Source organism: Deinococcus marmoris (genome assembly GCF_001949125.1).
Taxonomy (GTDB): domain Bacteria; phylum Deinococcota; class Deinococci; order Deinococcales; family Deinococcaceae; genus Deinococcus; species Deinococcus marmoris_A.
On sequence record NZ_MSTI01000184.1, the window covers coordinates 1 to 12,992 of the forward strand.

Genomic DNA, 12,992 nt, shown 5'->3' on the forward strand with positions numbered 1-12,992 from the left:
AGGGAAACGCCGCTGGCGAATCGAAGCCTTTTTCAAAACGATCAAGGGCCGCTTCGGACTTGAACGCTTTGCGCAGCACAGCAAACAGGGTGTCTTGCGCTGGTGGTGCCTCTCCGGCTTGGCCTTCCTGCTCTGTCATCTCCAGGACCTTGACCTCCCTCTTCGCCTGCCGGGCATATGGCCTGACTGGGGCGACCTGGCGAGAACCGTGAGGTTCTCGTTCGTCCCCGACGTGCATCGTCGTGCGCTTCAATTGGAGCTAGACGCGCTCGATGCCTTCCAGCACGCATCCCCTGCCCTCATTGTCTAAACTGCAAGATGTCAGTTGACCCATTGCAGGGCATACTGCTCAATGCGGGCGCTCAATTTCGTGGGCCAATTTCCTACAGCGCCGACGGCTACGAAGAAACGTTCGCCACCAATTGTCTGGGTCATTTTCTGCTGCTGAACTTGCTGCTCGACCGGGTGGTTGCTGGTGGCCGTATTGTCTTCACGGCCAGCGGCACCCATGATCCCGACACCATGGACGGCAAATTGGTCGGCGTCGCCGCCGCGCCGGACGCAGACGCGCTGGCACATGACGGTCAGGATGGACGAAAACCACTTTCAGGGGGGCAGCGGTACGCCACTTCAAAGTTGTGCGTCATCATGTACGCCTATGAACTGGACCGCCGCCTCAAACACGCTGGCGTCCCTATCGCATCCATTGCCTTTGACCCCGGTCTGGTTTCCGAGACTGGCCTGGACCGCACTGCTCCAGCCCTCGTCCAGCGGCTGTTGCGCACGGCTTTCGTCCAGTGGGCGATGAAACGTATGGGCGTGACCATGGGAAGCCTGGATTTTTCGGGTGAGGGCCTCGCCCGAATGATCGTCGATCCGCAGTTTGCGAGCGGCTCGGGCAAGTATTTCCAGTCACGCGATGGACAGCTCATTGAAACCAGGTCATCGGGCGCGTCGTATGATCGGTCCAAGGCAGGCACGCTATGGGACCAATCAGAACAGCTCGTTCAGCTCAGCCCCCAGGAGCGTCCGGTGAAACTCCAGCGGGCGGCGCAGGGTCAGGCGCAGGGAAGCGTGCAGACCGCGCCCACTTGATCAAAACCGATCAGCGTCTCCTAGAGGCGGCGGCGGCCCTGCTCGACGCGGGCGGAGAGGGTGCCGTGACCATCCGGGCAGTGGCCCAGGCGGTGGGCATGTCTCACAACGCCCCGTACAAGCACTTTGAGGACCGCAGCGCACTGTTGAGGGCGGTGGCCCAGCAAGACTTCGCCGCGCTGACACACGCGTTCGCAGAGGTTCGGCAGCTTCGGGTGCAACCGCTCCTCAAGCTGAAGCAAGCGCTCACGGCGTTTATCTCTTACGGACAGGAGCATCCTGCACGCTACCGCCTGCTCTTCAGTGACCCGAGCATCGCGGCGCAGGGCGGGGCGTTTGAGGCGGCGGCCATTCAGCCCTTCCTTGAGATTGCTGCCATCGTCCAGGAATGTCAGGACGCGCATGATCTCCCTGACGTCTCCAATGTCGAGTTGACCGGTCTCATTTATGCCTCGGTCCACGGCCTGATCGACCTTCAGGCAGGTGGGCGAATGCGTCAGGAGAAGGGGCTGACGGGCGCCGCCAAAGGGGCGGACCTGTTGATTGAATTGTTGCGGCCCGCAACGGTTTAGGAGTGACTTCAAATCCGTACCCCCTATGACGCTCAGCGTTGAGACCTTGTTCAGGTCTGGTTCAGTTGGCTTTTGCAGGAACCTGAATTGCCTTAGCGCAGGAAGCTCTTGGACCTGCCCACATTTGCGGTTCTTCCGCTGATTCCGTGAAGCATGTCAGCTCGCGGCAGGGGCACTAGAGCCGGACGGTTCCGGTCATGACGGTGCGGGTTGAACCGCCCAGCCAGAATCGCTGGTCTTCCACGGGGCCGATGACCTGCACGCGGCCAGCCCGTCCAACGAAACGGCCGTGTTGGGTGAAATAATACGGACTCCGATTAGAGGGTGTTGAAAACACCCGTAATCCGAGCGGAGCAAGCAGGAGAAAAACGGGTTCCGGGCGTGGAGTGGAGGGATCGGCGCTGTTCCGATTCCTGCACAAAACAAACGGAATCCGTATAACTCGGCTGGCCCGCTGACTGCCCACCGTCCAAGTGGTGCTCAAGCGCCGCCATGCAGGCCGTACCGCCCCCGCACACCGCGTCTTCAGGCACACCGATCAGCGGCCCGAATGAGCGGACTTCAAAGCGTGTCCCCGTCGCAGGGTCAGCCGGAACATAGACGGTCACGCCTGAAACGCCCAGTTCGGCGCTCAGGGCTTCAATCACGGACATCTGGGGGACAAGTCGCTCCAGGTCTGCCGGATCATCCCGCCGAACCACGATCCAGTTCGCGCCCGCGCTGACCTGGTAAGCCTGAATCTTCTGGGTCAGGCTGAGCGCCGCCGCCACCGCTTTAGCGTGTTCGGCACCCAGTGGATGAACTGCACTTGGCGCTGGCGTTTTGACGAACACCGCAGCGTTTCCGGCGGATATGGAACGCAGTTTGAGTTCCACCATCCCCACCGCGCCACGCTGCCAGAGCGTTGCCAGGTCACCGCCGCCGAACATCTCTGGGCCTGGATTGAACACGGGCCGCTCCACCAGGCCCGCTTCCACGGCAACATGGGCCGCGCCGAGCGAGGGGTGTCCAGCGAATACCAGTTCGGTACGCGGCGAGAAGATGCGGGCCGCGTAGGCATTTGATTGGGAGACCCCACCCATGCCCCGGCGCAGGTACACTGTTTCCGGCATCCCGTTCCAGGCTGCGAACCGCTGCATCTGCTCGGTTTCCAGTGACCCGTCATCCATCACGATCATCACCGGATTACCACGCAACTCTGCGGCGGCGAAGACCTCCACCACGAAGAATTCGTTTGAAGTCACTTCAGACTCCTTCAGCCAGCGCCAGGGCAACCGACAGCATCGTCTGCGCGGCGCTCTCGGTCTCTGAGGCCGAAACGTCCAGATGGGTGGTGACGCGGATGAAGTTACCGCCGATAGAACGAACCCGCACGCCTTGTGTTAGGCAGCCCGCAGCAAACGCTTCCGCGCCGATGGTGGACGGGTCAAAGGTGAAGCGCAGAATATTAGAGGCCGGTTGCGGCGGATCAAACTGGAACAGTTCGCAGCCCGACAGGACGCCCCAGATCGCCTGAGCATTCTCGTGATCGGCCCGGAGCCCCTCCAGGTGGTGATCCAGCGCGTACACACCCGCCGCTGCCAGCACGCCGGATTGCCGCATCGCGCCGCCCAGGCGGTACTTCCACTGCCAGGCGTCCTCCACAAACGCTGCGCTGCCGCACAACACCGCGCCCACGGGGCAGCCCAGCCCCTTACTGAGATCAATCCAGGCGCTGTCCCAGCCAGCGGCATAGTCAGCAGGCGAGACCCCGCTGGCCGCCGAGGCATTCAGCAGTCGCGCTCCGTCCAGATGGCATTTCAGCCCATGCTGCTGGGCCACGTCCCTGACCGCCTGGAGTTCGGCCAGCGGCCAGACGGCCCCGCCTGAGAAGTTCGTGGTCTGCTCGGCAGACAGCAGGCGGCTGCGCGGCGCGGTGCGGCTGACGGGGCGCACGGCTTCCTCTACCTGCTGCACGCCGAAGATGCCGTGTGGGGAAATGATGGCGCGGATGGACACGCCCGCAATGGCCGCCGCCCCCGCCGCTTCGGTTCCGTAGATGTGGGACTGGTGATCGCAGATCAGCTCGTCGCCGGGGCGGGTGTGGGTCAGAATGCCGATCAGGTTGCACATGGTGCCGGAGGGTAAAAAGACCCCTGCCTCCATGCCCAGCAGCCCGGCCACCCGTCCACAGAGTTCCAGCGTGGTGGGATCGTCGCCGGATTGTTCGTCGCCCACCACCGCCTGTGCCATCGCCGCCCGCATCCCCGGCGTCGGGCGGGTCTGGGTGTCGCTGTAGAGATCGATCAGGTCAGGCGACGCGGCGCTCAAATCTCAGCCTCAGAGGCAAGCAGCAAATCCAGTTCAGTATCCAGCGAGGGCAGGTCTTGAAAGACGGCAGGTTCCAGCGCGGCCCGGTTGACCTGCAACTGAAAGACGTCAAAGCGGTTATAGCCGCCCACCACGTCATGAAACTGCTTGGGGACGATGCAGTCGTCAAGATTGATCTGGGCGTAGACGATGCCCTCCTCATCTTGCAGGGTAGGACTGATTACCGCGCCGGTGGGGCCGATGATCATGGAGACGCTGCGCGGGGAGCTGTCAATCAGGGCGCGGGCCGCCGGTTCGCCCCGACTGATCAGGTCGGCGGCGGCGTCGCTGAAAAAGCCCGAGGCCACGATGGTGAAACACTTGGCCTCAAAACTGTGCGCCCCAGAGCGGATGCGAATGGCGCTCGCCAGGTCATAGCGCTCGCTGCTGCTGGCGGGATGGGTGGGCCAGCACGGCGAGTACGAGGCGATATGCACCTGCTCGCCCTGCGCCATCAGGCTGTAGCGGGCCAGCGGGTTGGTGTTCTCGCCGCAGACCAGCGCGCCCACCTTGCCCACCGGGGTGTCCACCACGCGCAGGCCGCTGCCGTCGCCGTTGGACCAGGTCAGCTTTTCCCAGTACGTCGGCACCAGTTTGCGGTGGCGGTTCAGAATGCGGCCATCCGCGCCGATCAGCAGATTGGTGTCCCAGATGCAGCCCACACTGACCTTGGACGCCTCGTTGATACCGATGGAGACCACGATGTTGTGCTGCCTGCGGCGCGGCGTACCCGGTCAATGGCCGGATGGTCTATGGTCACGGCGCTCTTGACCATGCGGACGAAGAAGTCGTGGTTTTCCACCGGCGCACGCACGCCGGACCACACTGGAAAGGCGCAGATGTGGGCTTCGGGAAACGCGACGATCTTCGCACCGTTGCGGGCCGCCTCGGCGATCAGGTCACAGGTCTTGTCGATGGTGGCGTCAAGATCAAAGTAGATGGGCGAAACGTGGCAGGCGGCGGCATTGAATGTTGAGCTGTGCGTCATAAGCCTCTCCAGATGAACGGAAATCGTTGCGCGGCACCGCCAATCTAATTGGTTCCACCCACTGAAAAAGTATGGCGAGGGGATCTGGAGGGTCTCCCAACTCCCCTGGAGACCGCTCCTCACCCGACACTTTCATTCAGAGACTGGAACTGCGGTTCAAGGACGCGCCGGTCATGTTCGACAACGGTCTGCCCAGAAATCCCGGCGTCGGGGTGATGGTGCGCGACGGGAGACGCCATGTGATCACGCTCCTGACAGCACAGCCCACAGCCGGACCCGCCGTTCTACAACACCCTCAAGAGGAGGTGGGGCGGCAATTCTGGAACACCCAACTACTGGACACACTGATGGAGGCCGATCAGCGTGCGGGGATCAGCCCGCACTTTGGCAGCTTTTTGACGCGCAAGATCATCAACCGCGAGGATTCGCAACAGCGCCTGCTGCTTTGCCTGTCTGGCATAGGAACGAATACTGGTCTCAAGCAAATTTCTGCCGGTCAGGACGGTCAGGCCCAGCACAACTTGCAGGACATGTGCCGTTACTTTATCCACCGCAACACGTTGTACGCCGCAAACGTCGCCGTGGTATACGCCGTCCTGGCAGCGCAGGACCCGGACATCTGGGGTGACGGTCCCACCAATTGTGCCAGCGACGCCAAATGGAAATATTGGCTGCCTGAGAGAACGCCACATCGGTCTTCCCTGGACTGTTCATCCTTTCCCGGTCCTGGCATGACCATGTTCCTTCAGGTCCGGCCCAGCACCCGCTCAGTGATGCCGCCGACAAAGGCGTCGTCCAGCGGCTCTCGGGAGAACCAGCGGCGATAATAGAGCGGGCCGAGCAGGTCCGCGATCATGGCTTGAACGTCTGTCTGCGGCGGCAGGTCACCGCTCCCCACCGCCCGCGAGATGATCACCTGGAACGGAGCTGAGTGCTCCAACTGAATCCGGCTGTGGACCGTGGCGAGGTCGGGATCGCGCTCGGCGGCGTCGATGATTGACGGCGTGACCGAGGCCCAGCGCGCCGTGCGCAGGAGCTGGGCCATGCCGCCCATCAGCGCGGCGAGGTCGCCCGCAAAGCTGCCAGTGTCCGGCGCAGCGTGCTGTGAGCTGAGCCGGGTACAGGCGTCCAGGATCAGCGCCGAGCGGACCGGCCAGTGGCGGTAGATGGTGGTCTTGGCCACCCCGGAGCGGCGGGCCACCTCATCCACGCTGACCCCGCCCAGCCCGTTCTCGGTCAGCAGTTCCAGCGTCGCGGCCATCACGAGGTCCTTTGAGCGCCGCACCCGCCCATCTTCGGGGGTGGTGCGGGACGGTGATTTCGCTTCATGTTCAGGTCTATTCAGGACGGGCTTGCGCTCTGTCATGGTTTGAGTCTAGCGTTTCATTGTGCTACGATACCGTAGCGTACTTGAGCGCACCATTGCTCAGGTCTGACAGGAGAAATTTATGATGAATCTCGTTTCGCTCCGCATCATCACCGACGACCCAAAGGGGCTTGTCGAGTTCTACGAGCAGGTCACCGGCCTGAGCGCCACCTGGTCCACGCCCGAATTCGCCGAACTCGCGACCCCGGCCTGTACCCTGGCGATTGCCAGCAAGCGCACCATGGACATGTTCGGGGCCGGAGCCGCCCAGACGGCTGCCAACCGGAGCGCCATCATCGAGTTCCGGGTGGACGATGTGGACCAGAAATTTCAGGAACTGAAGGACGTCATTCAGGATCTGGCGATGGAACCGACCACCCAACCCTGGGGCAACCGCTCGCTGCTGTTTCGTGACCCGGACGGCAACCTGATCAATTTCTTCACACCAGTCAGCAAGGAAGCCATCGCAAAATTTGGTTCCTGAGATCGCGGTGCAGACTGGCGCTGAAGAGTATCGAGAAAATTGCATGGAGAAGCAGGTCGACTCTTGGTCAAATGGATGACGGGCCTGCACCTGGAACGGGCTGACCTGAAATCTGTCCCGCAACGCTTCACGCGGGCCAGCGCCCAGCACGCCACCCAGGGATCACGCTAGAGAACCTGCGCTTAGCACTCCTCATTAACCTCAATCTAAGTAGAGAACCCCGTTTAGGGCTTGGTTAGGTTGTGGGCCATGACGGCCAGAACAACGCGCAACCGCAATGAGGTCAGCGTTTTAGTCTCAACGGATCGAATCCCTTCTGCAACCAGTTGGGAGAACACCGTTTCAATGCGTTTGCGGAGTTTCGGATGGCGGTCTGGCCGCCATCCGGTGTCATACCGGGAATTGCTTTTGGGTGGGTAGATGTAGCCCACGCAGCAATGCCCCTTGTCCCCCACAATTTTTGGTCCGTCAAAGTCGGGCCACCGGCGATTGAGTTTGTAACTCATGGTGGTGCCGTGCAAATTGGCCGGTCTGGTCAGGTGCTGCGTGACCTCGCCATCTTCAAGCATCCACGCGTGGAGTCTGTTGAGTGTGCTGGCGGCCCGCTCTGAAACTCGCTAAATGTAGTCTGCAACGCCCGCTGTCTCAATGAACTCTTCGGTGGGACGTTCCTAGTTGCTCGTGAAGCCAGTCCTTTTCAGAGAGGATCGGAGAGATTTTACGGGTCTTAATGAGCCGTCTTTCATCACTAAGATCGTAGGAGCTAAAGTTGTCAGCTCCTGATACGGACTCCGATTAGAGGGTGTTGAAAACACCGGTAATCCGAGCGGAGCGAGAAGGAGAAAAACGGATTCCAGGCGTGGAGTGGAGGGATCGGCGTTGTTCCGGTTCCTGCACGAAACAAACGGAATCCGTATAAAACCTCAAAGACAGCATAGGTCACCCACGCGAGTTAAACCCCCACTTCTCCGCCTTGTCGGTCACAGACTTCAGTGCTGTCCCACTGTTGCCGTCCCCACACCCAGGGCCACATACACGCTGCCTGTCAAGTATTTCTGCCGACGTGCAAAAACGCGGTTGCCGCGCAATTTCTGACCCACACTCCCAGCGAGCAGCGCAAACATGCTGTCACTAATCGTGGCGAGCAAAAGGAAAAAGCCGCCCAGGACCAGCGTTTGCACGGCCACAGAGCCGTGATCTGGACGCACGAACTGGGGCAAAAAGGCCAGAAAGAACAGCGCCGTTTTGGGGTTGAGGACATTGACCAGCACACCTTGCCGGAACGTTTGCCCCAGGCTGCGCGGCGTCAGGGTAGGCAATTCAGGGTCAGTGTCACGGCTGAGCAAGGTCTTGATGCCCATGTAAATCAGATACCCCGCGCCCAGGTACTTGACGGCGCTGAACAGCAGGGCCGATGACAGCACCAACGCAGAGATGCCCACGGCGGCGGCCAGCACATGCACCAGTCCGCCCACCTGCACGCCGAGAGCCGACACGAAACCCGCTCGCCGTCCACCCTGAATGCTGCGCGCCACGATGTACAGCACGGAAGGACCGGGGATGAGCACGAGCGCCAATGTGGCCGCAGCAAAGGCGAGCAAAGTGGTGAGGTCAGGCATAGGGGGAACCTCCAAACGGGTAAGTGAAACGAACTGCGAATATATTTTTAAACTTTGTCAACCATACGCTGTAGACTTGTTCTTCACAGGGCCGCTCCAATCCACTCGAACACCCGTTCGTGTCTGGGCCCGCTCCAACTGCGCCTTTCCAAGTTCCAATTCCGTCTTCAACGTCACGAAAAAGCTCTCCTGAACGGCGTTATCCCAGCACTCTCCTTTCTCGCTTATGCTCTGAACCGCGTGGAGTCTGTCCAGCGCCTGCTTGTGTACCTTACTCATGTATTGGCTCCCCCTTTCTGAATGGTGGAGCAGCCCTCCTGGTGGCTGTCGACGTTCTACGGCCACCCCTCCCGGGTGGGTAAATACGTGATGTCCGTCGCCCATTTCTGATTCGGACCGCCGGCGTCAAAATTCCTGGCCAGAAGATCTTCTGCGACTGGGTGGGATGATTTCGCTTTGGTCATCGTCCGGAACTTTCGCTTTCCTCGCACGACAAGCTGAGCTTGTCGCATCAGGCGTCCGATCCACTGACGACTCGCCTGCTCTCCCTGTTCGTACAAATCAGCTTTGATGCGCAGCGCACCGTACGTTCCTCGACTATCCTCAAAGCTCGTCCTGATCTTGGCCGTCAACATGCGGTCTTTCGCAACTCTCTCGCTGTCCGGCCTTCCCAGCGAAGCGTAGTACCCACTGATGCTGACATCAAGAACCCGACACATGCGTTCGACTGGGAACTCATCCTGGTGCCGCTCGATGAAGCGGAAGATCAGGGTTGCTTGGCGAAGAAGCGGGCAAGAGTCCTCATGGGTGTCTGTTCTGCCCAAGAAGGTGCGATCCAGGCTGAATTCGCGGGGCTTGGTATCTGGCAACAAAGCTAGAACCAGTCGGGCGACATCCAGTGGACACAGCGGATGCTTATGAAAGAACCGCTCGATCTTGCGGATGATTGAGCAAGTTTGAGCGTTGCCAGAGCAACGTTCGGCCAGTGCGGCATGGCGAACATCCTTAGCCTGAATCAGTGCCAGGACAAGCAAGGCGAGCAGTTCCACCTGATTTTTGCGGTATTCGGGAAAATGAGAAAAGAGGCACAGACTCAGCGATTTCAGAGAGGGAGGAGACGCGCTCTGTTCTCGCGTACTGGACGATGAATTTCAAGTCCCTCTAAAAAATGTCGGGTACTGTGGTTTTTTAGCTCACGCTCAATCGAGATGAAAATCTATATAGGAGGGAGTCCATTGGATTGATAGTCCAGCACGATGATGCGGCATTCAGGCCACCGACAAGAGAGGATCTCCTGACTTGATCCCGTCCCCGACTCAGTTCAGCCGCGCCAGCCCAACGGCGTTCTCCAGCGACATCATCCGTCCAAGTCGCGTCCAGAGTTCGGCCTCCACTTCGCCCAGCGTGGCTGTGGCCGCATCAATCTGCCCGTTCATCCCCATGCTAGGCGCTGGAACGTGGAGACTGCCCAGCAGGGTTTCAGCGGCCCCATTGAGTTGCAAGCAGCGCTCGGGCCGTCCCTCAGCCACGGCCAGTTTGCCGAACTCGATCAGCGCGGCGGCCACCGCGCGTTTGCGGCCCAGTTGCCAGAACAGGTCCAGGGCTTCTTCCAGCAGCGCCCGGCCCGCAGTCAGCTCGCCCCGGTCGATCTGCAAGTCCGCGAGATTGAACAGCGAGTTGGCGACGCCCTGGCGGTCTCCCAGCACCCGCTTGATGCTCAGGCTCTGCTCGGTCAGGCGCTGGAAGTCGGCGGGGTCATCCAGGGTGTTGCCCAGGTTGGACAGCGCGTAGGCAATGCCCTGGCGGTCTCCCAGTTGCTCTTTGAGGCGTAGGCTCTCGCTGAAAAGTTGTCGGGCGCGGACCGGGTCGCCGTTCCTGGCCCAGAAGATGCCCAGGTCGTTGAGTGTGGTGGAAAGGCCCCAGGACTGTCCGAGCTGCCGCTGAAGTGCCTCGGCCTGTTCCAGCAGCGTGAGCGCGCGATCTGCATGGCCGAGTTCCCGCACAGTCAGGCCCAGACCGTAAAGCACCTGAGCTTCCAGCACCGGCAGACGGGTACTCCGGGCCAGCGTCAATGCATCTTCGAGCCACATCACGCTCTGGTCGTACAGGCCCAGTTCCCTGGCAAGTGCGCCTGCACCGTCCAGGGTCAGTACGCGCGCCTGCGTGTTGCCGTCTGGGCGTTCTAACGCCGCCGTCATCCAGCGCAGCCCCTCTCGGTGATGGCCCCGCACATACCAGAACCAGTGCAGAGCCGCGCTCAGGCGCAGCGCGTCGTCTGCCGTCCCGTGGTCCAGCACCCAACCCAGAGCCGCCCTGAAATTGTCGTGTTCGGCGTCCAGACGGCTCAGCCACGCAGCCTGATCGGGTCCATGCAGATGAGGCGCAGCTTCGGCGGCCAAGGCGGCAAAATGCGCGGCGTGCAGTCGGCGGGCCTCGGCCTCCGTGACCGGTTCCGTGACCAGCTCACTGTCTCTCCCAGCGCGCAGCGCCTCGGCGGCATACTCCCGGATCACCTCATGCAGCCGGTACCGGCCTCCAAGGTCACGGCGGATCAGGGAGTGGTCTGCCAGCGTCAGCAGGGCGAGCAGGCCCGAACCCGCGACAGCCTGGGCCGCCGGGCGATCAAAGCCGCCCCGGAGGACCGAGAGCCGGGCCAGCACCTGCCGTTCCGTGTTTCCCAGCAGCCGCCACGACTGCTCGAAGGCCGCGCGCAGGCTGCGGTGGCGTTCCGGGCGGTCCGGCGCGTCGCCGCCCAGCAGGTCCAGACTGGCGCTCAACTCGGTCACGATGTCCTGCGGCTCGAACGTGGCCATCCAGGCCGCACTCAGTTCCAGGGCCAGCGGCAGGCCACCCGTGAGCGCGCAGATCTGAATCAGCGCCCCGACATTCTGCGGGTCCAGGGCAAAACCTGCCCGTACGCGGCTGGCCCGCTCGATCAGCAGCCGCACGGCGCTGGAACGGGCGGCGAGGTCCAGGTCAGGCGCGGCGGGGAAGTCCAGCCCATCCAGCGACAGCACGCGCTCCTCCTGAAGGCCCAGCCGGATGCGTGAGGTCACGATCACCCGCACCTGTGGAGCCTGATCCAGGACGTTTTGCAACCAGCGCAGCAGCGGCGCGCGTTCCGGCGAGGCGAGCAGGTGTTCGAGATTGTCCAGCACCAGCAGGTGCCGGGCGGTCATGAGCGCCGAGAGCAACTGCTCTTCAGGCGGCTCAGACCCGCCAGGTGCGAGGCCCAGCGCCGCCGTGATGGCCGTGACCACCCCGTCTACCGCCCCCACGCTCTCCAGCGCCACAAACGATGCCGTCAGCCCCGCCTCCTGCCCAGCCCAGGCCAGCACTTCCAGCGAGAGTCGCGTCTTACCCGAGCCGCCCGGCCCGATCACGCTCAGGAGCCGTCCATCCGGCTGGGCGAGCTGCTCGCGAACCCAGCGCACCTCGTCCTCGCGGCCAAACAGCGGCGTCGTGGCCCGTGATAGAGAGCGGCGCACGGACGGCAGGGGGCGCAGTTCTCTAACCGCCTCGTAAAGCTGGGTGGTGACGGTCTCCGGTTCCAGCCCGAGTTCGCGGCGCAAATGCGTGCGGAAACGCCCGTAGATTCTTGCGCCCCGCTCGCCATCACCCAGTCCAGCGGCGCAGCGCAGCGCGGCCTGCACGGCTTCCTCGGCAAAGGGACTGGCATCGAGAAGCTGTTCGAGGATCAGCAGCGCCGCGCCTGGCTGCCCGCCCCCCTCCAGCTCCCCCGCCTGGCTGAGCGCGGCGTCGAGCCAGGCCGCGTGCAGATCCTCGCGCTCGGCGTCCAGCCAGGCGGCAAAGGCCGGAAATCCGGTGGGCCGATGGCCGTCCAGCAGCGACCCCCGGTACAGCGCGAGCGCCTGAGACCAGCGCCCGGCCTGACACGCCTGCCGGAACAGGCGCGCGTCCACCCGGCCCGTCCAATGCAAAACCTCGCCGCTGGCGCTCAATCCGGCGGCCCAGTCCAGGTGCCGCGCACGGTGCAACAGTTGCCGCAGCCGGTTGCGGGCCGCGTCGGCAGGCACATCGGGATACAGCAGTTCCAGCAACTCCAGGCGCGACACCGGCTCGTCCTGACAGGCCACGAAGGCGGTCAGCCACAGCGGCACCTCTGGCGGTAGGGAGAGCAGTTCGCCGCCCGTCTCAAGGGCCGGTTCCCCCAGCAGCAGCAGGCTGGGCTGCGCTTCTCCGTCGGACAAGGCTGCGGGCGTGAACTGTGACATGGACGGATCCAACATAGCACCGTGAAAGGTGTTGGAGCGCTTGCCAGAGCGGATAAAGACATGTTGAAGATCGCTGCCTGACCGACCACGAAGGCAGGTGTGGCCTGTGAACCGCGCGCGCCGTGATGGGCCATGTAACGGCAACTAACGCCCGCCGATCAGGCTTGGGCCAGCTCCAAACCAGCTTCAACCAAACCCGTTCCAGAAGGAGGAAGTCGATGCCGCCCATCCAGTTCCCGAAGCCCGAACCCCACATCCGCTCTAGGTTGACCGGCCAGGCCGGG

Annotated in this window: 10 protein-coding genes and 2 pseudogenes; 4 read left to right on the forward strand and 8 right to left on the reverse strand. The window is 62.4% G+C overall.

Annotation, left to right across the window (positions count from 1 at the left end; all coding sequences use genetic code 11):
• Nucleotides 1-318 precede the first annotated feature (318 nt).
• Nucleotides 319-1,095 (forward strand): hypothetical protein, encoded by a 777-nt coding sequence (locus BOO71_RS27460; RefSeq protein WP_075837090.1) that lies wholly within the window; start codon nucleotides 319-321, stop codon nucleotides 1,093-1,095.
• Nucleotides 1,092-1,667, forward strand: coding sequence for a TetR/AcrR family transcriptional regulator (locus BOO71_RS25880; protein WP_075837091.1), 576 nt, complete (start codon nucleotides 1,092-1,094; stop codon nucleotides 1,665-1,667). The genes BOO71_RS27460 and BOO71_RS25880 overlap by 4 nt, the downstream gene beginning before the upstream one ends.
• Before the next feature lie 317 nt (nucleotides 1,668-1,984).
• On the opposite strand, the gene BOO71_RS25885 is transcribed toward BOO71_RS25880, so the two are convergent.
• From BOO71_RS25885 to BOO71_RS25895, 3 genes and pseudogenes are all read right to left on the reverse strand, one after another.
• Complete coding sequence (locus BOO71_RS25885) at nucleotides 1,985-2,911, reverse strand: PhzF family phenazine biosynthesis protein (RefSeq protein ID WP_075837092.1); 927 nt, start codon at nucleotides 2,909-2,911, stop codon at nucleotides 1,985-1,987.
• A gap of 1 nt (nucleotide 2,912) precedes the next feature.
• On the reverse strand, nucleotides 2,913-3,977 hold the full coding sequence (locus BOO71_RS25890) for a threonine aldolase family protein (RefSeq protein WP_217694952.1): 1,065 nt from the start codon (nucleotides 3,975-3,977) through the stop codon (nucleotides 2,913-2,915).
• Nucleotides 3,974-5,004: pseudogene (locus BOO71_RS25895) on the reverse strand (carbon-nitrogen hydrolase family protein). Before BOO71_RS25895 ends, BOO71_RS25890 begins: the two are co-directional and overlap by 4 nt.
• Before the next feature lie 347 nt (nucleotides 5,005-5,351).
• Here BOO71_RS25895 and BOO71_RS29250 point away from each other — a divergent pair.
• Entirely contained in the window at nucleotides 5,352-5,831 is a 480-nt protein-coding gene (locus BOO71_RS29250) for a Tn3 family transposase (RefSeq protein ID WP_368482896.1), read from the forward strand.
• Here the strand turns inward: BOO71_RS29250 and BOO71_RS25905 are convergent.
• Entirely contained in the window at nucleotides 5,750-6,370 is a 621-nt protein-coding gene (locus tag BOO71_RS25905; protein ID WP_083653849.1) for a TetR/AcrR family transcriptional regulator, read from the reverse strand. The two genes, BOO71_RS29250 and BOO71_RS25905, sit on opposite strands and share 82 nt — an antisense overlap.
• A gap of 82 nt (nucleotides 6,371-6,452) precedes the next feature.
• Here BOO71_RS25905 and BOO71_RS25910 point away from each other — a divergent pair, with 82 nt between their 5' ends.
• Entirely contained in the window at nucleotides 6,453-6,854 is a 402-nt protein-coding gene (locus BOO71_RS25910) for a VOC family protein (RefSeq protein WP_217694955.1), read from the forward strand.
• Between the two features lie 224 nt (nucleotides 6,855-7,078).
• Here BOO71_RS25910 and BOO71_RS25915 read toward each other — a convergent pair.
• The 4 genes and pseudogenes from BOO71_RS25915 to BOO71_RS25935 form a co-directional block, all read right to left on the reverse strand.
• Nucleotides 7,079-7,438 (reverse strand): annotated as a pseudogene (locus BOO71_RS25915) (IS982 family transposase); the annotation flags it as partial.
• A gap of 405 nt (nucleotides 7,439-7,843) precedes the next feature.
• A complete protein-coding gene (locus tag BOO71_RS25920) occupies nucleotides 7,844-8,473 on the reverse strand; it encodes a LysE family translocator (RefSeq protein ID WP_075837095.1) in 630 nt (209 codons plus the stop codon).
• Between the two features lie 335 nt (nucleotides 8,474-8,808).
• Nucleotides 8,809-9,522: an IS3 family transposase gene (locus BOO71_RS25930; RefSeq protein ID WP_075837097.1), complete on the reverse strand. Its 714-nt coding sequence runs from the start codon at nucleotides 9,520-9,522 to the stop codon at nucleotides 8,809-8,811.
• 267 nt (nucleotides 9,523-9,789) lie between these two features.
• Nucleotides 9,790-12,708 (reverse strand): ATP-binding protein, encoded by a 2,919-nt coding sequence (locus tag BOO71_RS25935; RefSeq protein WP_075837098.1) that lies wholly within the window; start codon nucleotides 12,706-12,708, stop codon nucleotides 9,790-9,792.
• Nucleotides 12,709-12,992 lie beyond the last annotated feature (284 nt).

Excerpts from the sequence above, each read along its gene's own strand:
- BOO71_RS27460 (WP_075837090.1), top strand. The coding sequence starts at position 319 with ATGTCAGTTGACCCATTGCAGGGCATACTGCTCAATGCGGGCGCTCAA.
- BOO71_RS29250 (WP_368482896.1), top strand. The coding sequence starts at position 5,352 with ATGGAGGCCGATCAGCGTGCGGGGATCAGCCCGCACTTTGGCAGCTTT.
- BOO71_RS25905 (WP_083653849.1), bottom strand. The coding sequence starts at position 6,370 with ATGACAGAGCGCAAGCCCGTCCTGAATAGACCTGAACATGAAGCGAAA.
- BOO71_RS25910 (WP_217694955.1), top strand. The coding sequence starts at position 6,453 with ATGATGAATCTCGTTTCGCTCCGCATCATCACCGACGACCCAAAGGGG.
- BOO71_RS25920 (WP_075837095.1), bottom strand. The coding sequence starts at position 8,473 with ATGCCTGACCTCACCACTTTGCTCGCCTTTGCTGCGGCCACATTGGCG.
- BOO71_RS25935 (WP_075837098.1), bottom strand. The coding sequence starts at position 12,708 with ATGTCACAGTTCACGCCCGCAGCCTTGTCCGACGGAGAAGCGCAGCCC.